Below are 21,864 nucleotides of genomic sequence, written 5' to 3'. Positions count from 1 at the left end.
ATTATTAGTAAAAAGTATGAAGAAAAATGAAATTTTAAATCAAATATTGATTGATAAAAATTTAAAGTGAAATTAGAATCCGAGACAAGGGGTGTTTAGAGTATGAGCAGTTACTTTTTCAGCAACATGAAAAGCTCTGTCTTTAGACCATTAACTTAAAAAGTTAAGCAGAATTAACACTAAAAGATTTCTTAGCCTAAACTCCAGATCAATGGTTAAGCATCTTTTAGTGTTATTACAAGTTTATACTTCAAAAATAGGATGTCTTTTAATGAAAAAATCTTTTCAACTTTCAGCGATCGCAATCGCAATAAGTTTAACAAGCGCTGTATATGCTGATACGAATATATCTGATATTGATAATGTGAATGTTATTGTTGATAACAATGATGGTAGCTTCGGTGCATTTAATGTGATTAAAGGCGTTACAAATCCTACCACTTTAATTACATCAGATGTAAATTCTTCAGGTGGAACAATTATTAATACAAATACTACAATTAATGGTAATTTAGCTGTTAATGGTGGTACATCAACAATTCTTACTGCTGCTCCTGTATCAACAGGTGCAGATTTAGTTATTCCTACAGTTAATCCTGCATTTTCGAATACGACACAACCATTTAGTCAAAATCGTGTAGATACACAAGATCAGACACGTTCTGTAGATGCGCAAGTTATTAATCAAAATAAATTCCAGTTGAATACTTCTGAACAAACTGGTCAACAATCATGGACGACATCGCAAACTGCATCTGCACAATACGATGCAAATGGTGTAATTATTCCAGGAAGTTTAACTGGTCCAATTTTAGGTGCTACAGTTGATAATGGTTTCGTTGCATCTTCAGTCAATAAAGTACAAGATTTAACTTTAGGGCGTAATAATACATCTGAAGACTATCGCTTAAGTATTACTAAAACTGATAACGGTGTTACAAACACAACTACAGTAAGTGCAGCAGGTGTATCAACTAATGGTATATTGAATGTAACTGGTGATACAACAGTAGCAAAATTAACTGCTGGTGATACAACAGTAGCGAAATTAACTGCTAGTGGTGATACAGATCTTCAAAAAACTACAGTAAATGGTTTACTTGATGCTAAAGCTGGTTTGAAGGTAACTGGTGATACAACAGTAGCGAAATTAACTGCTAGTGGTGATACAGATCTTCAAAAAACTACAGTAAATGGTTTACTTGATGCTAAAGCTGGTTTGAAGGTAACTGGTGATACAACAGTAGCGAAATTAACTGCTGGTGCATCAACACTTGATTCATTGATTGTAAATCAGAATGCTACAGTAACTGGCACATTAACTGCTGGTGCATCAACACTTGATTCATTGAATGTAACAAAAGCAGCAACTGTAAATGGTTTCTTTACTGTAAAGAACGATGCTGATGTAACTGGTAAGTTGACTGCTGGTAGTGTAAAAACTTCTTTAGTTGATTTAGGTACTACAAGTTCAATTGTAACAACAAACACAGCCCCAAGTGCTAATCGTTTAACTGCACGTTATGATGTGAATGGTACTACTATTTATGAAACTCAATCTAACGGGGTAAGTACTTATTATACTATCACAGCAGGTGTAGCTACTGAATATACGGATACTACAGTTATTGCCGCTTTGGGTAAAACTGTTGCACCAACTGCTGGTGGTACAACACAAACTCAATCAGTGTTAAATACAACAACTGCGACAGTTAAGGAAGTAACTGATAAAGCTGTAACATATGGTGAAATCAAAACTCAACAGGATGCTGTAACTGTTAATGGTACATTGAACAATGGTGAAGCTATTAATGTGAATGTAGGTACTGGTACACCAGTCGATATTAACAACCAATCAGTTAGCACAGGTATTGTTGATTCAACTGGTGGTGTAAATACTTACGGAACAGTTGCTAAATCTAAAGTGACGGCAGCTGATGGTACTGTAACTTCAGATAAAAATACGACTTTGACAGCTAATGGTATTGTAGTAAAAGATACAGTATCAGGTAAATCAACAACTGTTAATGCAAATGGTATTACAACTGACGAGATTATTGTTGATGGTACTAATGTTAAAACAACTTTAGATCAACATTCGTCTGACATTGCAAAGAACACGTCTGACATTGCAAAGAACACGTCTGACATTGCAAAGAACACGTCTGACATTGCAAAGAACACGTCTGACATTGCAAAGAACACATCTGACATTGCAAAGAACACATCTGACATTGCAAAGAACACATCTGATATTACAGCATTAGACACTCGTGTAACAAATGTTGCAGCAGCAGCAAATGCTTATACTGATGGTAAAGTTGAAGCGGAAAAAACTGCTCGTGAAGCAGCAGATACAGCAATTCGTACTGACTTTGCAGCAGCAGATGCAGCAACTTTAACATCAGCAAATGGTTACACTGATACTAAAGCAGCAGCAACTTTAACATCAGCAAATGGTTACACTGATACTAAAGCAGCAGCAACTTTAACATCAGCAAATGGTTATACTGATACTAAATCTGCGGCAACTTTAGCGTCTGCTAATGCTTACACTGATGGACGTGCTAACCAATTAAATACACGTATTGATGACGTACAACGTACTGCCTATCGTGGTATTGCAATTTCATTAGCTGCGCAACAAGCAGTACCGAGTATTCAACCTGGTCAAGTAGCTATATTTGGTGGTGTTGGTCATTATGAAGGTGAAACTGCTGGATCAGTTGGTGTAGTAACTGCGTTTACAGACCGTCTTTCAGCAAGTGGTGCTTTTGGTTTCGCTGGTGGAAATGAGTTCGGTGGTCGCGTAGGTGTTGCATATGTATTTGGTGGTAAATAGTATTTAAATATAAGATTTAGTTTAAGTAGGTCATACTTATTTTAATGACCTACTTAAAAATCTTCACCTCATAGGTTACTTTTTAGCATCAAGGTAACCTTTTTTTATTATTTAAAAAATTATTTTTTTTAGTTCTTATTAATAGTATTTAAAGTCTATTTTCTGAATTTAAAATTGATTTGAGTTAAAAATCTTAAGAATCGATTAATTAAATTTTTCTGAAATCATATATTTAAGCCTATCTTATAATATTGTTAATTAAAATTAATATTTATTTAAGTAAATTGAATTCTGAAAGAAAAGAATTAAGTGTTATTTATTAAAAATGAAAAATTCTTGCTATTAAATGTAATATTAAATTTTCTACTCATTTAATTTCTTCAAAATTTTAAACTAAAATGAGAGAATAAATCGACATACGATACATTCTCTCTGATCATGCTTATTTAAGTAAAATAATCATCCAAGTACAAAAGATAATCGCAAGAGAAACAAATTGCGCAGCACTACCCATGTCTTTGGCATTCTTAGACAATGGATTTCTTTCCAAAGATACACGATCCACAACAGCTTCAATGGCTGAGTTAAAAAGCTCGACAATAATCGCCAATAAACAGACAGCAACCATCAGGGCCTGTTCAACCACTGAGACATGTACGAAAAAGCTAATCGGGATCAAGATTACATTGAGCAACAGGATTTGTCGGAAGGCTGCTTCATGGTGAAAGGCAGCTTTAAAACCAGCAATGGAATAGCCTGTGGCATTTAAAATCCGCTTAATGCCACTTTTGCCTTTATAGGGAGAGTATTGCGTCATTAGGATGAAGGAATTGCAGAAAGCATTATTATAAGAGCAAAGATGTTGCAGTAAATTGGCAATATGTCGCATGTGTGTACGAATCAAGATGGTTTTCTGCCAGCTAATCTTCTCAGCGTTGCATTTATGAATTGTCAATTCGGATAAGGCTAAGGATAATAAGCACATACAAATCGATGGAAAGTATTGCATGAAAATTATCGCAGATGAAAATTTGGCATTTACCGATTATTTTTTTGCAGATTTTGCTGAAATACAGCATAAAGCAGGGCGCACCTTGACTCATAACGATGTTCAAGATGCCGATGCACTTTTAGTTCGCTCGGTGACTAAAGTGAATCATGCCTTAATTGATCAGACCAAGATTCAATTTGTGGGTAGTGCGACAATTGGTACAGATCATCTAGATATTCAAGCTCTGGAACAGCAGCATATTGCATGGAGTAATGCTGCGGGCTGCAATGCGCAAGCCGTTGCTGAATATGTGATTACTGCTTTATTGCATTTGAATATCGACTTATTAGAACAAGAGAAAGCTTTTACATTAGCAATTGTTGGCTTAGGCAATGTAGGGAGTCGACTCACAGTGATGGCTCAATTGTTGGGCTGGAATGTGATTGGCTATGACCCTTATGTGCAATTAAGTCATATTGAAAATGTTTCATTTCATGAGTTATTAAAACGGGCAGATGCGATTTCAATTCATGTCCCTTTAACCTTAGCTGGTGATTATCCAACACAACACTTGTTCAATGATGCTACTTTTGCTGCAATGAAAGCATCCGCAATTTTGATTAATAGTGCGCGTGGCCCAGTGATTCAACAATCTGCATTAATGGACGATATTAAAAAAAATAATCGTAAAGTTGTCTTGGATGTCTTTGAGTTTGAACCAGAGATTCCAGCGCAATTGCTGGATTTATTGGCTTTAGCAACCCCACATATTGCAGGGTATAGCCTTGAAGGCAAAGCGAGAGGAACGCAGATGATTTATGAGGCATTTTGCGATAAATTTTCTTATGAAGCCTTAAAGCGTTTTGAGAGTCAATTGCCTCAGGTAGAACAATATTTTGGGCAGCAGGATTTAAAAGCTGCGCTTAAGCAGCATCTGTCACAAATTTACGATATTGCTGAAGATGACAAACAATTAAGAGCTTGTGTTCAAAATGCTAAAGTTGAACAAAAAGCATTTGATTTACTTCGTAAAAACTATCCTTTACGCCGTGAATGGGCGGCACACGGTGGACCAAAAGCATGAGCCAAGATATGAAATCCTATCAACCGACTTGTTCTATTGAGGCATTAAAAGCACGTGCAGAGATGTATCAAAAGATTCGTCAGTTTTTTGTGGAGCGTAAGGTATTAGAGGTTGAAACGCCTGTTTTGTCTCAAGCAGCTGTAACCGATGTTCATTTGGCATCTGTACAAGTACAACGTCATATTCATGGCAAATTAAATACTCAATACTTACAGACTTCACCTGAATTTCCAATGAAACGTTTATTGGCCAGTGGTAGTGGAGCAATTTATCAAATCTGTAAAGTATTCCGTGATGATGAGCATGGGCGTAAGCATAATAGCGAATTTACCATGCTGGAATGGTATCGACCTGGTTTAGATCTAAAAGGTTTAATGCATGAAACAGCGGATTTACTAGAAGTGTGTTTGGCACATCGTTTGGGTGAAGTCCGTCCATATATTTTGAGTTATAAGCATGCTTTTCAAGATCGTTTAGATATTAATCCTTTACAAGCGACTTTAAAGCAACTTAAAGAAACTGCGAATCGTGTAGGACTCAATCTTGATTTAGGAAATGATCGCTTGGGTTATATGGATTTATTGTTTTCGCATTTCGTTGAACCAAGTTTAGGCTTTGATGCACCTGTATTTTTAACTGATTTTCCGCCTGAAATGGCATCGTTGGCTAAGGTAAAAACAGATGAGGATGGTGAATTAGTCGCAGCACGTTTCGAGGTATACATTGAGGGTTTAGAGCTTGCCAATGCCTATGATGAACTTTTAGATGCCAAAGTTTTAGCTGAACGTTTTGACGCCGATAATATCGAGCGTGCTCAACAAGGATTACCCGTCATTCCAACGGATCAACATTTGTTAGCAGCTTTACCACACATGCCAGAATGTTCAGGGATTGCACTCGGAATTGATCGTTTACTGATGGTTGCGATGAATAAGATGAAAATTGATCAAGTGATTACTTTCCCAGCTGAGATTGCTTAGAAACTTTGATCTTTACATGCTTATAAAAACTGCATCAATAATTGAATTAACTCACTTTGCCGATGCGTTTTGGTTTTCTTGAAAATCGCTTGTAGATGTTTTTTGACAGTATCAGCCTGAATATCTTGTGAGAGAGCAATTTCTTTAGTGGTTTTACCCTCAAGTAATTGCTCACATATTTTGTGTTCTACAGGTGTAAACATAAAAAGTTGAGTACATATTTCTCGTTGATATTTAGGTTTATGTTTTAAACCAGAAAATGTGGCGAGTAAAACTGGACGTAGACCAAAAATCTTGTGTGTTTTTTCTGGACTTAATAAATCCAGTGTTAAGAATAAATGATCATCAACTATCATAATTTTACAACGTTCAGCGTAGCTTAAGTCATGATGGCGCTTATGTTGGCGTTCTAGCTCAATCAGGTTTAACTCGAATTGTTGTTGGCTACTTTCATTGAATGCAAAACGACGTTGTTTGATTTGGATCAGTTTACTATTTTCCAATAGCTGTTTTGCTTCTGTATTCAACTCAAGAATATCTCCATTCAAATTAATAATCGCAATTGGCTGATTCATTTTTTGAATTAATTGTGACCCGAGTAAGGTCATTGTCGAGTATTCAAAATGATGTCGATATTGTTGAATTTTCTGCTTTAGTATCGGTAATAATTCATAAATCGGTTGTAATTCAGAACAACTCAAAGCACCTCGTTCAGGGCTAGTCAAAAATGAAAGCATGATACAAACTTTATGATCATAAAGAATTTGTATTGCTGAACAAAAACGTAAATTCAGAGGTTCTAATACTTGTTGATAGACTTGAGTTTGAATAATTTCATCTTCTGCGAAATGTTGAAAACAATGCATCCAACCTTGCATTGGAGCCAATAACATTTTGTTTAAGCGAGGATCATCATCTATATCTAAACGAATTTGTTTTAGTGCTGCTTGTTCAAGTTGATGTTCATCAAAATCAACGCCATGATGAACACTAAAAGATAGTGCTTGTACTTCAAGATCAACTGCGAGTAGTTGAGAGGCTTGAAGATTAAAATGTTGATTCAGTTGTTCTAATAAAATAATCCAATCATCAGCATGCTGCACCTTATTTAAGATTTCCATGACAGTGCTTTGTTGGCCTAGATCCATTCAAAAATCTCATTAAAATAAATAGAATACATTTCCATGTAGTTTATATGGGTTTTAATTAAATGAAATCAGTAACTGAAATATATTCCAGTTTTATCTATACAATTTGATGAGATGAATCGTTTGAAAGAAAAAATTGAATAAAATTTACGGTTTGATAAAAATGCCTAAGCCTTATTAAAGCCTAGGCGAGATTGAATTTAACAACGCCCTTTTTTAGCCTGTCCTGGAGGACAAAAATCACCATGACCATCATGGTGGTTGTCTGGATCAACAATCACGCTGCCATGGGGAGTATGCACTGCACAGGCAGATAAGCTAAATGTAATTAAAGTACTGAAGCAAAGCAGTATTATTTTCATCATTGCATCCTATTTTTATTGCTTTCTCATTTACTTTAAATTGGTCCAAACTTTTCGACTAGCGTAATGACGCATGTTTTTTAATAGAGATTTGTATCATTCGACTGTACGTAAAATAGTTCTAAATCCCACATGGGTTGCTGCCAAATCAAACTCTTGTGGATAACGACTACTGTTTCGATAACGGGCACAAAAGTTCGAGGCACATAAAAAAGAACCGCCTTTAAGTACATATTGCGTTGCGGTGCTATTTTTTTTGACGCAGTTCCGTATAATTGCCCATGTGCTGATCATGTGCGCCGTGATAAGCAGAAGAGGTCCATTCCCAGACATTGCCTATCATATCGAATAACTTAAAAGCATTAGAAGGATAACAGCCGACAGGCGCCACACTTTGAAAATGATCTTCAACCGTATTATTGAAAGGAAACTCACCTTGCCAATAATTCGCTTGAGGGTGTTGATGTGTATCTTGTGGTGCTTGGTGTAAAGGGGTGTCAGTTTTCGAACCTGCTTTGGCGGCATATTCCCATTCTTGCTCTGTAGGTAAATCCCGATCCAACCAAACGGCATAGTGCTCGGCATCATTTTTAGTGACATAGCGAACTGGCTCAGAGGCAAGAGGGGCTTGACCTGCTGTACCATTTGGCGTTTTCCAAGTGTAATCTGCTTTCAGTTGCCACCATTGTTTGGGGTTATTCACATCAGGCGAAAATACTGCCGCCTGCTTTTGTTTTTCAGCATCAGTGATATAGCCTGTCGCTTTGATGAAACTGGAAAACTGAGCCACTGTGACTTCGGTTTGATCGATCCAAAACCCTTTGACCTGACGTTGAGATTTTCCAAAATTCAGCTCATCAGGGTAGGCCAAATTTGATCCCAATTGAAATGAACCTTCAGGAATCCAGACCATTCCCGCAGTTTGACTCTTTTGCCATGCTTCAGGTAAACCTGAATAGTGTTGGCATTTCTGTAATGAACCCAGTTGAGCCTCGGTGCTGTTTTGTGCATGTGAGTGAGTGGTGGTAGGCTTAACTTTGCTACAGCTTGTCACAAGGGACAGGCTGCTGAGTGAAACTAAAAAGATAATCCACTTCATTTAAGGAAATATTCCTTAACACCATTTTGTTGGGTGTATTGGTTATAGACATTCACCAGTTCTTGTAACTTGGCTGGATTATCCTGAGCAAGGTTTTGCGTTTCACCTCGATCATTTTTCAAGTTGTATAGTTCCCAAGTTCCTGTGCCTAATTCAGAAGTGCCTTGTAATGCAATTTTCCAGTCCCCTTGACGGGCATATTTACTGCCATGTAATTCATCGGCAAAGCTAAAGTTGACTGGGCGAATGGCTTGAGCTTTATTTTCGAGTAGCGGTTTCCATGAGTAGCCACTTGGAGTATTGATTTGACGGCCTTTGTATTGACCTTGTGGGACGGCAATATTTGCGTAGTCGAGCACGGTTGGGAACACATCCAAGACTGAGGCAAAACCATGATGGTTTGCTTGTGCTTTGCTTTGGTAGGGTAGTTTCACGATTGCAGGTGCGGTAGTTGCACCTTCACCCGCAGTATCTTTCCATAGATGGAATGGTGCAGCGCTGACTTCCGCCCAGCGTGGTCCAACATAGTGATAAGAGCCTGATGTACCTACGTTATTCACACTGTTGTCAAAACCTGACTCAGCTCCATAATTGCCACGAATAAAACCTTCTGCGCCGTTATCGGAAACAAAGAAAATTAAAGTGTTGTCATATAGGTTATTACGTTTTAGATACTGAATCACTCGACCAATATTGGCATCTAAATTTTCAACCATACCTGCGTAGATTTCCATTCTGCGTGCTTCAAGCGCTTTTTGCTCGGTTGAAAGTTCATTCCATTTACCGTATTTCTGTGGTGCATTTTGTGTGGCAATTGGTTCAGCCGCAGTAAAATTCGCTGGAATTAAGCCAAGCTGCTTTTGACGGGCAATTCGCGCATCACGAATCACATCATAGCCAGCATCATAAACACCACGATAACGATCACGATATTCAGCAGGTGCTTGTAAAGGCCAATGTGGTGCGGTGTAAGCAGCATAGGCAAAGAACGGTTTACCTGAGTTTTTACCTGACTCGATATAACTGATCAACTTGTCTGTGAAGTAATTGGTAGAGAAGAAATCATCGGGTAAGGATGAAATCGGAACTTGCTTACCATCTTCGGTATAAGTGGCTTCACGCTTATAGGCACTCGGTGCTTGTTTAAAATGTAGGTCTAAGCCTTGCAATAATGTAAATGAGTGATCGAATCCTTTAGCATGTGCGTTGGTTGCATCGGTCAAGCCTAAGTGCCATTTACCACTGATATAGGTTCGGTAGCCATTGTCTTTCAATACTTCTGCAATCGAGAGTGAACGCTCATTCAAATAGCCCTCATAACCAGGTTGACCTTTTAGATGCTCAGGTGTGAGTTCAGCCATCGCACCAATTCCCGCTAGATGATGGTCAGTCCCCGAAATCAATTGTGAGCGTGTTGGTGAGCATGTCGGGGCAGTATGATAATCCGTTAAAATACGACCTGCTCGGGTCAGCTCATCAATATTTGGTGTATGAATTTCCCCACCAAAAGCGCCTAAGTCTGAATAGCCTAAGTCATCGGCCATGATGAATAAAATGTTGGGTTGCTTCTTGGTTTCAACCACAGTATTTGAATTATCAGAATCATTGCTGCACGCTGAAATTGAAAGACTAAATAATGCGATAGAAAGTGTGCTAAGAAGGCTATTACGAGACATTAGAATCGACTTAATTTTATAGAAGAATTATGGCGAGTTTAGAGCGATGATTTTTATGATAAAAATAATTAAAATTTGATTATTAATCTTAAAAAAAGAAAAGCCCCAAAAAAGGGGCATGCATAATAAAAATTAGAATGGTATTTGAGTAAGTTGATTTAAAAAGTGTGGCAGCACTTTAGGTTCTAATAAAATTGTCATGACAACACCATACGCTGCTCCCCATAAGTGAGCGCTATGGTTGATATTTGTGTTGCCTCTTTTGCCAGACCAAATACTATAAGCGACATATAAAATGGCAAAAATAATGGCTGGAACGGGAATAAAGAAAACGAAAATGAGCTTCCATGGTTGAAACAGAATATAAGCAAATAACACTGCAGAAACAGCACCAGACGCACCTAAACTTGCCCAGCGAATATCATGTCGATGTTTTAAATAGCTTGGTAAAATTGCTGCAATTAACCCACCTAAATAAAATAAGACAAAGCCTGTGTCATAAAAAAACTGACGATAAAAGCTTTCTATAATATTGCCGAAGAAGAACAGCGTGATCATGTTAAAGAGTAAGTGAGTACCATCAGCATGAACAAAACCATGTGTGATAAAGCGGTCATACTGTCCACGTTGCAGTGCAGGTGGCCAAAAAATTAAACGATTCATCACCGTTTGATTTGAGAAGGCTAACAAGGAAATTGCAACTGTAATGATGATCAGTGTCACAGTATGACTAAAGGGTAGATGTAACATAAATGTTTTAAAATTGATCAGTGTCTCAGCAATAATGCCATTAAAAACTTAATAAACAATGATCTTGCATAGAATTCCTACAAAAATGGTTGATTTTTTTTTATTACACTCCATCTTCGGTTAAGATAACGACATCAGCTTGAGGAATATTGTTATGTCGACTGAGAACACCAACACTGCCATTGCAGAAGAAATCCCAAACCTTTTGATTACTCCATCTGCGCAAGAGTATTTAAGTGATTTATTATCAAAGCAAAATACTCCAGGGATTGGCGTTCGTGTTTTTGTAGAGCATCCAGGTACACCGCGTGCAGAATGTTGTATGGCATATAGCGCACCTGATGAAGTAGTACCAACAGACTACAAACAGGAATATCCTGATTTTCCTGCTTATGTTGATGCACCATCCATTCCATATTTATTAGATGCTGTCATTGACTACAACAAAGACCGTTTTGGTGGTCAATTAACTTTTCGTGCCCCAAATTCGAAAGTGCCACGTGTTGGCCCAGATGCATCAATTGAAGAACGAATTACCTATATTTTACAATCTGAGATCAATCCAGGTTTAGAAGGTCATGGCGGTAATTGTAGTTTAGTTGAAGTGAAAGATGATCCTGAGCATGGTCTTACAGCGGTGTTAAAATTTGGTGGTGGTTGCCAAGGTTGCTCAGCAATTGATGTTACCCTTAAACAAGGTGTTGAAACGACTTTACAACAGCATGTCCCAGAATTAAAGCGTGTGGTTGACCAAACTGATCACTCTCAATCAGAAGGTGCGTACTTCAAGTAATAAAACTTGAAATTTATTGCATTATGAAAGCCCTGAATAGGGCTTTTTTTATTATTCATTTAATCAAATTTTATTTAATCATTATGTTCATGAATGTGCAAGCTGAATTAAATAATGAAAATATAAATAATAATTATTATCATTTATATTGAGTTTTATTGTTTCTTTGTTAGAATCTAGCCTAGTTTTTTAGCAAATCTTATGATTTATCTTAATTAGGTGGGAATATGTCTAATAAAATAGCACGCCATACATTACTCGCGACTTCAATTCTGAGTGGCATGATGACGTTTGCATATGCAGCAGAAACTACAGTTAATCAAAGTGGATTGGTTGAAAAATCAAATGAAAACGATGTTGTTAAACTGGAGACAATTGTTCTAACAGCAGAGGAACAAATTAAACAATCTCTCGGAGTTTCTAAGATCACTGCCGAAGATTTAGAAAAAATTCCAGTACGTAATGATATTTCTGAATACGTTCGTCGTATGCCAGGCGTTAACTTAACAGGGAATAGTGCAACAGGTCAGCGTGGAAATAATCGTCAAATTGATATTCGTGGTATGGGGCCTGAGAATACACTCATTTTGATTGATGGAAAGCCTGTATCCTCACGTAACTCTGTACGCTATGGTTGGAAAGGAGAGCGTGATACGCGGGGAGATTCAAATTGGGTGCCAGTAGAAGCAATCGAGTCTATTGAGGTTTTACGAGGTCCAGCAGCAGCTCGTTATGGTTCTGGAGCGGCAGGTGGTGTAGTCAATATTATTACTAAGAAAGTAACGAATGAGACACACGGTTCCATTGAGCTATATAGCAATCAACCTGAAGATTCCAAAGAAGGCGATTCTACTCGAGCAAGTTTCAATCTAAGTGGCCCAATCATTAAAGACATTTTATCTTATCGTTTATATGGTAATTACAATAAAACTGATGCAGATGCAGTAGATATTAATAAATCAATTGGCAGTCAGGCTGCTGGTCGAGAAGGGGTTAAAAATAAAGATATTGCTGGGCGCTTAGCTTGGCAAGCAACCGATGAACAAACAGTATTGCTTGATATTTCTTCTGGTCGCCAAGGCAATATTTATTCTGGAGACTCTCAATTAAATTCAAATGCAGAAACCGACCCAATTCTTTCTCAACTTATCGGGAAAGAAACCAATACCATGTATCGAGATAGCTTGGCGCTAACTCATGAAGGAGATTGGGATTGGGGTAAAAGCAAATTTGTTGCGCAGTACGATAAAACGCGTAATAAAAGACTTCCAGAGGGTTTAGCAGGGAGTGTTGAAGGAAAAATTAATAATTTAAATGATCGTGTTACATCTAAACTAGACACTTTAAGATTAAATGGCGAGCTAAATATTCCACTTGAGTATTATCTGCCACAAGCATTGACCTTGGGTGTCGAATGGGTGGAAGACAAATTCACTGATCAGACCTCAACAACACAAGGTAAGGATCAAAGTGGTGCTGGCTATGGCGATCAGCTTGCAAAAGGTGATCGTAGTAAAATGGAATCACGAATTGCATCGGCATATATTGAAGATAATTTCAAAGTTACAGATATGACCGATGTTGTGGTCGGTTTACGTTTTGATGATCACAGTAAATCAGGCTCAAACTGGAGCCCAAGTTTAAACATAACACAAAAACTAAATGATCATTTTACTTTGAAAGGGGGGATTGCCAAAGCCTATAAAGCCCCGAATATGTACCAAAACGCTGAAGGTTATTTATTAAGTACCAATGGTAATGGTTGTCCTGCAAATATTGCTTCGCGTTGTTTATTACAAGGTAATGGCGATTTAAAACCAGAAACTTCAATCAACAAAGAAATTGGAATTCAATTCCAAAAAGATGTAGTGAATGCTAGCTTAGCTTGGTTCCGAAATGATTATAAAAATAAGATTGTTGCTGGAACAGACATTGTTGGTACTGTGAATGGTTCAAGTACAAATGCAAATGGCGGCGTTACGCAAACGACTTGGAATATTCTTCGTTGGGATAATACACCAGAAGCATTGATTCAAGGATTTGAAGGGAGTTTAGGGCTAGATTATGGCAATATCCGCTGGACCAACAATTTCACTTATATGATGGACTCTAAGGATAAGAAAACAGGAAATCCTTTGTCACTTGTTCCAAACTATACGATTAACTCAATTTTCGATTATGACATCACGGATCAATTGGATGTGAATTTTGTTTACACTCAATATGGTCGTCAAAAATCACGTCAATTCGCAGAAAATAGGATTGAAGCAGGTGTGGGTTCAGGTGGTACAAGTAGTGCGATTAAGCCAAGTGATGTAAAAAGTTATAGCTTAGTCGGTTTAAATATGGGCTATAAATTTAACAGTCAATTCAGCACTCGTCTTGGCGTAAGTAATTTATTTGATAAACAAATTTTAAGAGATAGTAACTCAATCAGTCAAACATATAACGAACCGGGTCGGGCTTATTATGCAAGTTTAAAATATTCATTCTAAGCAAACGGCGATAAAACAAGGCACTTTAAGTGCCTTGTTTTTTTAGTATTTCATTGACTTGTTCTGAGTAATAAAATTTTTCTAGATGTACGCGTGCTCGTTGCCTTAAATATCCTGTTTGAATCACTTGCTGTAGCACGGGTAAGAGTAAATTACTCAATTCATTCTGAATTAAATCTTCATCAATATTTAGATCACGCAGTAACAAATCGAAAGTTCTCTCTTGGTTTCTTGCGTACCACGCATAGACCCCATCATGAACCTGCTGTTTTAAGTAAGGCGTTTGGCGAAGATGATCCCAAATTTCATGACCTAATCCCACGGTTTTAGGTAGGTCTTGGACTTCAAAGTAGTTTCGTAATACTGAAACTGGCATCAGTTTGATTTTATGCCAAAGATTTGCTTGGAAGTGATAGAGCTTGTCATCATTAAAATGTTGATTCAAAACTTTTTCACTCATTTGGCTAATTTTTAAAATATTCTTTTGCAGATAATGACCAATGGTTTCATTCAGGTTGGAATCCGTAACGGTTTCTAAAACGGATTTGCCCATTTTCATGAAATGTCCTACCCCAGGAACGCGTTTAGACATGACCGAATTATCTAAGTAATCTTGAATTGAGTGTTGTATAAGCTGCGTAATCAACGCTGAAAAGGCTGGATTATTCACGATAGTTTGAATTAAACGTTGCCGATGTCCAGCTTTTCCTGCGACGTATTGTGCAATTGAGTCGATGGTCAATACAGGAATAACCTCTTCAATTGTGGTGCTATCGTTCAGCGGATGAATCAATGCAAAACGTATATGCTCAGCAATTTGCTCAATTAGAAATGGACTGGCGGGCGTTGCTAGAATTTGCTTTTCGATCAGTTTAAAAATCTGTTCAAATGACCAAATATGTTGTAGCTGTTGCAACCGTAACCAATGATAGAATTGCTTAAACTCATATTGAATGGTTTCTGATTGTGAAAACTCTTGATCTAAAAAATCAAGTTGTGCATCAATTAGCTGTTCTATCATTGGATGTTTAGACATAAAACCTCAAATTCTTACTAAACTTATGGAGATGGTGCAGTTGCAGGCTTTTGTGTCTGGATTTTGCTCAAGAAAGGTAGATATTGTTGAACCACCAATTGATCTGCTTCCAAGATTGGCATATGTCCCACATTATCTAAAATCACAGGTGCTTGCGCATTTTTCAATAATGATTTTAACTCAGGTGCCACTTCGACATTAATAATTTTATCTTGCTTGCCCCATAAAATCAGGGTGGGTGCATCAATTGATTTTGCAAGCAGAGCAAAAGAATCAGGCGTAAACAGTTTATTGAGTGCGATCACTTGCTCCACCATTTTTTGAGTTTGCTCAACTTGACCAATCATCATTTTTTCCTGTGCTTGAGCAATTTCTTTTGGAATAAATGGCGGAGCATACATTGCTTGTTGCATCAAGAAATTAAAGTCGCCTTTTTTACTGACGATCATGTTTTTCACATGGTTCGGATCTTTTAGATAAGGCGTTGTTGCAGCTTTATAGACACCAGCAGCATCGACCAAGAATAGGCTTTTCGTTTCAAAAGGATATTGACCTGCATAGAGCATTGCAATTGATCCACCAAGTGAATGACCTGCAATATGTGCTGGACCTGTCAAATTTGCGGCTTCGATAAAACGACGTAATTTTTCAGTCACATTCGGAACTGAATAATCAAAGTCTTTAGGAACTTGCGTTTCGCCACTCGCTGGTAAGTCAGGAATAATAACATGGTAATTTGCGGTTAATGCATGTGCGACACGATTCCAGTTATCACGACTACCTGCTAAACCATGAATTAAAATAACAATAGGTTTTCCTGCTTGACCACCTTCACTATATGACCAGCTAATATCTCCTACTTTTAAAGTCTTGGTCTGTAAGCCAGCCCAAGTACGTTCTTGTTGTAATACATTTTGGAAACTCATTTCTATTTCAGCAGCTTGAGTAGAACTTACAGCAATTGTTGCTAAGCTCAATGATAGCAAAGTGGCAGTGATCGTTTTTCGGAATGGTGTTGAAAACAGTGTTTTGGTCATGATTGTTCTATCCTTGATTTATTTTTAAACCAATTGATTATTGTAGAAGTTTGGAGTGGAGTCATTTGCATAATCTACAGATGTATGGAAATTCTTGCCAATGAAATGATTAATTTTCCATTATTTTTCTTGATATCAGGACACTCAATTGTCTGAGAGTTTTTATTTTTGTCAGTGACAATCTAGCATCCCCACATTAAACTAGTTTTTCATGTCAATCATAGATGGATGTACGCATGCTCACCGCTCAAGAAGCCTTAGAACGTTTAAAATCTGGTAATGCTCGTTTTGTTAAAGGGGAAACGACCCAGCAAAAATTGCTCACTCACCAAGAGCGTGCTGAAATGGCAAGTGAACAAAATCCTTTTGCTATCGTCTTAGGATGTTCTGATTCTCGAGTGCCTGCGGAAATGGTATTTGATCAGGGGTTAGGTGACTTGTTTGTTATCCGAGTTGCTGGAAATATTGTTGCACCCTCTCAGGTTGGTAGCGTTGAATTTGCTGCTGAACGTTATGATTGTGCTGTAGTTGTTGTGTTAGGACATAGTCATTGCGGTGCGATTCAAGCAACGATTGATACACTCAAACATCCGGATCAAGCACCATCTTCAAACTTGATGTCAATCGTAAATCGTGTACGTCCATCTGTTGAAATCTTAATGCAAACTGAGTTAAAGGATGATTTGAAAAAATTGTCTGCACATGCGGTACGTTCAAATGTATTTGCTTCAGTGAATCAGCTACGTCATGGCTCAGCTGTATTAGAAGGTTTGATTGAAAAAGGCAAAATGATTGTTGTTGGTGCAGAATATTCGCTTGAGACAGGTGAAGTCATATTTTTTGATTTCTAATTAGAATCCATACATAAAAGGTGCCTATAGGGCACCTTTTATGTATGGATAAGCTAAATTTAATAGAATAGGTTGGGCTTTAGCATTTGGGTGAATTTGATCGTTTTGAATTAAATTTTTATGTCCAGCGACCCCTTCTAAAAAGAAAGGCAATAACTTGACCTTATATTGCTGGCTTACAACTTTATAATTTTTTTCAAAAGCGCTGCTATACGCTGTCCCATAATTGGGTGGTATTTTCATGCCGAATAGTAAAACAGAGGCTTGCTGTTTTTGGCTGAGTTGTACCAATTGTGCTAAATTTTTTTGAATCATTTGAGGGGGTTGACCTCGTAAGCCATCATTTCCACCTAACTCAATTACAACAATTTCAGGCTGATAAGTTTGTAATAATTTAGGCAATCTTGCCAAAGCACCACTTGTAGTTTCACCACTGACGCTTGCATTGACCACTTTATGCTGTTTCGGATACTGTTGGTCTAAACGTTGTTGTAATAGGTTTACCCAGCCTTGTTTGGCATCTATGCCATAACCTGCACTGAGACTGTCACCCAAAATTAAAATAGTCTTTGCTGATGCGAAAGTGGGTAATGAGCAAATCGTGATGATTCCAAATGTTTTGGATAGCGAAAATAAAACTTTAGATATTTGCATTGCACTTCAAATTTGTCCTAAAGGATACGTGACATCATGCCACAGCCGATTATTTCTGCCCAAAAAGTTACACAAAATATCCACACTAATCAGCAAACATTAACCATCTTAAAAAATATCGATTTAGATATTTATCAGGGGGAACAGATTGCGATTACAGGTCGTTCAGGTTCTGGAAAATCCACTCTATTGGGTATTCTAGCAACACTTGATCGACCAAGTATGGGTGAATTGTGGGTCTGTGGGCAAGCGGTGCATACTTTAACTGAAGAGCAGCGTGCTCAGGTTCGTTTAGAAAATATTGGTTTCGTGTTTCAATCTTTTCAGCTTTTACCACAGCTCAGTGCACTCGAAAATGTGATGTTACCCTTACGTCTTCAGCCTGATTTTAATTTTAGGCAAGCTGAAAATAAAGCATTGCAATGGCTAGAGCGTGTTGGATTAGTTCGCCAAGCACAGCAAACGCCTAAAGTTTTATCGGGTGGTGAGCAACAACGTGTTGCGATTGCACGAGCCTTAATTGCTGAGCCTAAGATTATTTTTGCAGATGAACCGACAGGTAATCTGGATGGGCAAACCGCAGCAGAAATTGAGCAACTATTATTTGATTTAAACAAAGAACTAGGGACAACTTTAATCCTTGTAACGCATGATCAAAATTTGGCAGCCTTGTGTCAACGACATGTCAAATTGCTTGACGGCCAAATCCAAGAAATTATAAAAGTGCAGGAGGGTGTATGAGTTCAGTTCTCAAACCACTACTTTTACAAAGCTTCCGCACAGGAGGGCTACATTTACTGATTATTGCCTTGTCTCTAGCCATAAGTGCCACCACCGCATTAAAATTTAGTAATACTCAAGTTCAAAATGCCGTTTCATTGCAAGCTGCTGAAATGCTGGGTGCAGATTTAGTTTTGTCTGATAATGACCCTATCCAATCAAAGTGGATACAAAAGGCTCAACAACTTCATCTAAAACAGGCACCTGTCACTTTGTTTGGATCAATGGCACATACCCAAGATCAATTTGTGATGGTCAATGTCAAAGCTGTCGATGAGCATTTTCCGCTGCGCGGTAAACTAGAGATCCAACCGAGAGCGAAATCTATTCAACAAGGTGAAGTTTGGTTAAGTCCAAGAGCAATTGATCTATTAAAAGTAAAAGTGGGGGATCAGGTTGCAATTGCTGATGGAAAATTTAAAGTAACAGGCATTATTGAGCATGATTCTAATCAGGAATTGGGCTTTTCAGGTTTTTCACCAACCGTGATTATTCATCAAGCAGATATTGCGAAAACGAATGCTATTCAGGTTGGGAGTCGTATTGATTATCGTCTGTTGATGGCGGGTGAGCCAAAACAAGTTGAAACATTTAAGACCGTCTTTAAACAAGAAACCAAGCATGAAACTGATCCTTATAATCAAAAAGCAGAGAATAGTGAACAAAGCACACTGAAACTACGTGATGCGAGTCAGTCCAATACCCGTTTGATGAAACCTATTGAAAATCTGGATACCTTTCTACAGCTTGCTAACCTCTTAACCATTCTACTGTGTGGGATTGCAATTGCTTTAACCAGTCAACGTTATGTGCAACAAAATCAGGATCATATTGCCTTGATGCGTTGTCTCGGTGCGAGTAAAAGACAGATATTAGTCGCTTATATGATATTGCTTGCACTCGTCAGTGCCTTATCAGTTTTGATTGGAAGTTTTATTGGAATCATTTTAGGCTATGGTTTGTTGCAGTTGATGCTGCAATTGATTCCACAATTGCAACTCAGTTTTGCGATTGCTGATTTGCTTATGGCATTACCCATTGCAATTTTTACCAGTGTTATGGTGTTAATTGGTTTCATTTTGCCAAGCATTTGGGAGTTATTGAATACGCCACCAATTCGTGTCATTCGTCAGCAAGAGCGTTCACGTAAGTCCTACTTTATGATGTTTAGTGTCGGTATTGCGAGTTTGGTCATGTTTAGTTTGGTGCTGAGTGATAATTTAAAATTAAGTTTATTGGTCTTATCTGCCATCTTAGTGCTTTGTTTGGCTCTGTTTATAGCGATTTGGTTTGTATTAAAAGCGATTAAACAGCTCAAGCATCCTTTATCTGCTTATGTTCGAATTCCACATCAGACAGCCTTGCAAATCACAGCACTTGCTTTAGGTCTCAGCTTAATAACAGTTCTAAGTGTTTTAAGAACGGATTTATTAGAGCGTTGGCAGCAGCAATTGCCTGAAGGTACACCGAATCAGTTTGTCTATGGTCTGCCGCCATTTGATATGCCACAGTTTAAACAGCAGCTTGAACAAAATAATTGGCAATCAACACCCCTATATCCCAATATTCGGGGTCGCTTAATTGCTAAAAATGGGCAGGCTTTCAGTGCTGAATTGATTCAACAGAATAATTCCTTGCGACGTGAGTTGAATTTGACACAAGCGGAACTTTATCCAAAAGATAATCTTATTACTCAAGGGAATCCAAAGTTCACCCAAGTTGGACAAGTGTCGGTAGAAGAAAAATTGGCTACTGAGTTAGGGATCAAAGTCGGGGATCAGCTGAGTTTTAGTTTGCCTGAAGGATCATTGGATGCCAAAGTCATTAACCTACGTTCAGTTGAGTGGGAGAGTTTTAGCCCTAATTTTTTCTTTATTTTTTCGCCCAAAACCATGGATGAAAATGCAGGAAGCTATTTAGGCAGTTTTTATGTCCCTACTGCGGATCAGCCGAAAATGGTACGCTTAATTGAACAATTTACCAATACCGTATTTATTGATGTGGGGCGTGTATTAGATGAAGTGAAACGCCTAATGAATACATTGGTTCAGGTGGTGACAGTACTGGCAATATTGGTTGGATTGTCTGGAGTTTTGGTTCTTATTGCTTGTCTAAATGTTTTAATGGATGAGCGCCGTAAAGAAGTGGCGTTATTACGATCTTTTGGTGTCGCAAAAAATAAATTAAAACAGATGCTCAGTTTAGAAATTGGTTTTATTGGTTTGATGGCAGGAATTTTAGCATGTCTTTTTGCTGAAGTGATTAGTGCGATTGCCAGTTACAAGATGCAAATGGCAATCCAATTTCATCTTGAAATTTGGTTAATTTTACCGCTCAGTATGATGTTGATATGTATGTTGATTGGTCGATACCGACTCAGTTATTTATGTGATATTCCACCGTTACAAAGTCTGAGAGAGATCAATCAATCTTAAAAGCTTAACTGGTTTTGGCGCAGGATTTCATTCCATAGGGAATTAAGTCCTGTACTTAACTCATTACAGTAAACATAAAATCCGAGCGTTAATAAACTAGCTAAAACCAGTGCAATGATTTGTAAGATAACTCGATTTTCAGTTTTATGACTGAAATACCAAGAACCTGCAAGTAAAGCACCCATGATCATTCCACCGATATGTGCTGCATTATTAATACCTGAAACAGTAAAACCAAAGGCAAGGTTGATGCCCATAATTAATAATAATGACTTTTTATCTAACCAAAAACGTTGTTGGGGTAAAGGTGGAAATAAAGAAACAGTTGTCAGCGCAGAACCTAAACCCATCACAGCACCAGATGCACCGGCACTGATATGTGGCAGTAATTTGGGATCGAAATGTTGTAATAATTCATAGCCGTCACGAATACTGAGATAACTGGAAAGAACGCTACCCATTAAACCCGCTAGAAAATACAGCGCAATATAATAACGACGACCAAAAAGTGGTTCAGCAACACTTCCAAAAATATACAATGCCCACATATTCAGCATTAAATGGATCAGACCGAAATGGAAAAACATACTGCTAAATAGACGTTCAGGCTGTCCGGAGAAGGTAAGTGGTGTAAAATCTGCTCCCCAAGTAATTGCATCCATAGGGGAAGGGTCGGTAATATTCACACCTGAAAGAATTTGCCAGCCAAATAAACCAACATTGATGGCAATTAATAATGCTGTAAACCACCATATCTGTATTTGCAACTTTTGAGTAATTTGTGGTGGAGTGGTTTCAGTCATATGTTTATGCAAGTTATTACGATATAAAAATAGCTTAGCATGAATTTT

General features: G+C 37.8%; 17 protein-coding genes and 1 pseudogene. 8 read left to right on the top strand and 10 right to left on the bottom strand.

From position 1 onward, the window contains the following. Nucleotides 1–271: 271 nt before the first annotated feature. Entirely contained in the window at nt 272–2,842 is a 2,571-nt protein-coding gene (locus IEV17_RS17120; RefSeq protein ID WP_227554451.1) for a YadA family autotransporter adhesin, read from the top strand. 442 nt (nt 2,843–3,284) lie between these two features. Here IEV17_RS17120 and IEV17_RS03710 read toward each other — a convergent pair whose 3' ends face one another. Beyond that, entirely contained in the window at nt 3,285–3,659 is a 375-nt protein-coding gene (locus tag IEV17_RS03710) for a diacylglycerol kinase (RefSeq protein ID WP_004663341.1), read from the bottom strand. Nucleotides 3,660–3,849: 190 nt separating this feature from the next. On the opposite strand from IEV17_RS03710, the gene IEV17_RS03705 reads away from it, so the two are divergent. Further along, nucleotides 3,850–4,917 carry a 4-phosphoerythronate dehydrogenase gene (locus IEV17_RS03705; RefSeq protein ID WP_004663340.1) on the top strand — a complete coding sequence of 356 codons (1,068 nt, stop codon included), beginning with the start codon at nt 3,850–3,852 and terminating at the stop codon, nt 4,915–4,917. After that, a complete protein-coding gene (epmA, locus tag IEV17_RS03700; RefSeq protein ID WP_004663333.1) occupies nt 4,914–5,897 on the top strand; it encodes an EF-P lysine aminoacylase EpmA in 984 nt (327 codons plus the stop codon). The genes IEV17_RS03705 and epmA overlap by 4 nt, the downstream gene beginning before the upstream one ends. A gap of 20 nt (nt 5,898–5,917) precedes the next feature. On the opposite strand, the gene IEV17_RS03695 is transcribed toward epmA, so the two are convergent. The 5 genes and pseudogenes from IEV17_RS03695 to IEV17_RS03675 form a co-directional block, all read right to left on the bottom strand. Then, entirely contained in the window at nt 5,918–7,045 is a 1,128-nt protein-coding gene (locus IEV17_RS03695; RefSeq protein WP_004663332.1) for a helix-turn-helix transcriptional regulator, read from the bottom strand. A 200-nt stretch (nt 7,046–7,245) separates the two neighbouring features. Continuing rightward, nucleotides 7,246–7,407 carry a hypothetical protein gene (locus IEV17_RS03690; RefSeq protein WP_004663331.1) on the bottom strand — a complete coding sequence of 54 codons (162 nt, stop codon included), beginning with the start codon at nt 7,405–7,407 and terminating at the stop codon, nt 7,246–7,248. 96 nt (nt 7,408–7,503) lie between these two features. Further along, nucleotides 7,504–8,506: pseudogene (locus IEV17_RS03685) on the bottom strand (SUMF1/EgtB/PvdO family nonheme iron enzyme). Continuing rightward, nucleotides 8,503–10,182 (bottom strand): arylsulfatase, encoded by a 1,680-nt coding sequence (locus tag IEV17_RS03680; RefSeq protein WP_004663328.1) that lies wholly within the window; start codon nt 10,180–10,182, stop codon nt 8,503–8,505. The pseudogene IEV17_RS03685 and the gene IEV17_RS03680 overlap by 4 nt, the downstream one beginning before the upstream one ends. Nucleotides 10,183–10,314: 132 nt before the next feature. Beyond that, entirely contained in the window at nt 10,315–10,932 is a 618-nt protein-coding gene (locus IEV17_RS03675) for a rhomboid family intramembrane serine protease (protein WP_004663327.1), read from the bottom strand. Nucleotides 10,933–11,086: 154 nt separating this feature from the next. Between IEV17_RS03675 and nfuA the strand changes: the two genes are divergently transcribed. Both nfuA and IEV17_RS03665 read left to right on the top strand, forming a co-directional pair. Further along, nucleotides 11,087–11,725 (top strand): Fe-S biogenesis protein NfuA, encoded by a 639-nt coding sequence (nfuA, locus tag IEV17_RS03670; protein WP_004663326.1) that lies wholly within the window; start codon nt 11,087–11,089, stop codon nt 11,723–11,725. A gap of 227 nt (nt 11,726–11,952) precedes the next feature. Continuing rightward, a complete protein-coding gene (locus tag IEV17_RS03665) occupies nt 11,953–14,220 on the top strand; it encodes a TonB-dependent siderophore receptor (protein ID WP_004663325.1) in 2,268 nt (755 codons plus the stop codon). A gap of 25 nt (nt 14,221–14,245) precedes the next feature. On the opposite strand, the gene IEV17_RS03660 is transcribed toward IEV17_RS03665, so the two are convergent. Both IEV17_RS03660 and IEV17_RS03655 read right to left on the bottom strand, forming a co-directional pair. Continuing rightward, nucleotides 14,246–15,256, bottom strand: coding sequence for a hypothetical protein (locus IEV17_RS03660; RefSeq protein ID WP_004663324.1), 1,011 nt, complete (start codon nt 15,254–15,256; stop codon nt 14,246–14,248). A 23-nt stretch (nt 15,257–15,279) separates the two neighbouring features. Continuing rightward, nucleotides 15,280–16,293: an alpha/beta fold hydrolase gene (locus tag IEV17_RS03655; protein WP_004663323.1), complete on the bottom strand. Its 1,014-nt coding sequence runs from the start codon at nt 16,291–16,293 to the stop codon at nt 15,280–15,282. Between the two features lie 236 nt (nt 16,294–16,529). Between IEV17_RS03655 and IEV17_RS03650 the strand changes: the two genes are divergently transcribed. Then, nucleotides 16,530–17,144, top strand: a complete 615-nt coding sequence (locus IEV17_RS03650) for a carbonic anhydrase (RefSeq protein WP_004663322.1) — start codon at nt 16,530–16,532, stop codon at nt 17,142–17,144. Between the two features lie 24 nt (nt 17,145–17,168). On the opposite strand, the gene IEV17_RS03645 is transcribed toward IEV17_RS03650, so the two are convergent. Beyond that, nucleotides 17,169–17,798 carry an arylesterase gene (locus tag IEV17_RS03645; protein ID WP_004663321.1) on the bottom strand — a complete coding sequence of 210 codons (630 nt, stop codon included), beginning with the start codon at nt 17,796–17,798 and terminating at the stop codon, nt 17,169–17,171. Nucleotides 17,799–17,834: 36 nt separating this feature from the next. Here IEV17_RS03645 and IEV17_RS03640 point away from each other — a divergent pair, with 36 nt between their 5' ends. Together IEV17_RS03640 and IEV17_RS03635 are read left to right on the top strand one after the other, a co-directional pair. Beyond that, nucleotides 17,835–18,539 carry an ABC transporter ATP-binding protein gene (locus tag IEV17_RS03640; RefSeq protein WP_004663320.1) on the top strand — a complete coding sequence of 235 codons (705 nt, stop codon included), beginning with the start codon at nt 17,835–17,837 and terminating at the stop codon, nt 18,537–18,539. Beyond that, nucleotides 18,536–21,013 carry an ABC transporter permease gene (locus IEV17_RS03635; protein ID WP_004663319.1) on the top strand — a complete coding sequence of 826 codons (2,478 nt, stop codon included), beginning with the start codon at nt 18,536–18,538 and terminating at the stop codon, nt 21,011–21,013. Before IEV17_RS03640 ends, IEV17_RS03635 begins: the two co-directional genes overlap by 4 nt. Here IEV17_RS03635 and IEV17_RS03630 read toward each other — a convergent pair. Beyond that, a complete protein-coding gene (locus IEV17_RS03630; RefSeq protein ID WP_004663317.1) occupies nt 21,010–21,816 on the bottom strand; it encodes a rhomboid family intramembrane serine protease in 807 nt (268 codons plus the stop codon). The two genes, IEV17_RS03635 and IEV17_RS03630, sit on opposite strands and share 4 nt — an antisense overlap. Nucleotides 21,817–21,864: the final 48 nt, after the last annotated feature.

Origin of the sequence: Acinetobacter modestus, assembly GCF_014636095.1 — a bacterium.
Lineage (GTDB): Bacteria > Pseudomonadota > Gammaproteobacteria > Pseudomonadales > Moraxellaceae > Acinetobacter > Acinetobacter modestus.
This window is presented reverse-complemented; position numbering and strand designations above follow the sequence as displayed.

What these genes read in the sequence shown, in the direction of transcription:
- IEV17_RS03655 (WP_004663323.1), bottom strand. Translation starts at nt 16,293, where the DNA reads ATGACCAAAACACTGTTTTCAACACCATTCCGAAAAACGATCACTGCC.
- IEV17_RS03705 (WP_004663340.1), top strand. Translation starts at nt 3,850, where the DNA reads ATGAAAATTATCGCAGATGAAAATTTGGCATTTACCGATTATTTTTTT.
- IEV17_RS03635 (WP_004663319.1), top strand. Translation starts at nt 18,536, where the DNA reads ATGAGTTCAGTTCTCAAACCACTACTTTTACAAAGCTTCCGCACAGGA.
- IEV17_RS03675 (WP_004663327.1), bottom strand. Translation starts at nt 10,932, where the DNA reads ATGTTACATCTACCCTTTAGTCATACTGTGACACTGATCATCATTACA.
- IEV17_RS03680 (WP_004663328.1), bottom strand. Translation starts at nt 10,182, where the DNA reads ATGTCTCGTAATAGCCTTCTTAGCACACTTTCTATCGCATTATTTAGT.
- IEV17_RS03650 (WP_004663322.1), top strand. Translation starts at nt 16,530, where the DNA reads ATGCTCACCGCTCAAGAAGCCTTAGAACGTTTAAAATCTGGTAATGCT.
- IEV17_RS03695 (WP_004663332.1), bottom strand. Translation starts at nt 7,045, where the DNA reads ATGGATCTAGGCCAACAAAGCACTGTCATGGAAATCTTAAATAAGGTG.
- IEV17_RS03665 (WP_004663325.1), top strand. Translation starts at nt 11,953, where the DNA reads ATGTCTAATAAAATAGCACGCCATACATTACTCGCGACTTCAATTCTG.
- epmA (WP_004663333.1), top strand. Translation starts at nt 4,914, where the DNA reads ATGAGCCAAGATATGAAATCCTATCAACCGACTTGTTCTATTGAGGCA.
- IEV17_RS03630 (WP_004663317.1), bottom strand. Translation starts at nt 21,816, where the DNA reads ATGACTGAAACCACTCCACCACAAATTACTCAAAAGTTGCAAATACAG.
- IEV17_RS03640 (WP_004663320.1), top strand. Translation starts at nt 17,835, where the DNA reads ATGCCACAGCCGATTATTTCTGCCCAAAAAGTTACACAAAATATCCAC.
- IEV17_RS03710 (WP_004663341.1), bottom strand. Translation starts at nt 3,659, where the DNA reads ATGACGCAATACTCTCCCTATAAAGGCAAAAGTGGCATTAAGCGGATT.
- IEV17_RS03660 (WP_004663324.1), bottom strand. Translation starts at nt 15,256, where the DNA reads ATGTCTAAACATCCAATGATAGAACAGCTAATTGATGCACAACTTGAT.
- IEV17_RS17120 (WP_227554451.1), top strand. Translation starts at nt 272, where the DNA reads ATGAAAAAATCTTTTCAACTTTCAGCGATCGCAATCGCAATAAGTTTA.
- IEV17_RS03645 (WP_004663321.1), bottom strand. Translation starts at nt 17,798, where the DNA reads ATGCAAATATCTAAAGTTTTATTTTCGCTATCCAAAACATTTGGAATC.
- nfuA (WP_004663326.1), top strand. Translation starts at nt 11,087, where the DNA reads ATGTCGACTGAGAACACCAACACTGCCATTGCAGAAGAAATCCCAAAC.
- IEV17_RS03690 (WP_004663331.1), bottom strand. Translation starts at nt 7,407, where the DNA reads ATGAAAATAATACTGCTTTGCTTCAGTACTTTAATTACATTTAGCTTA.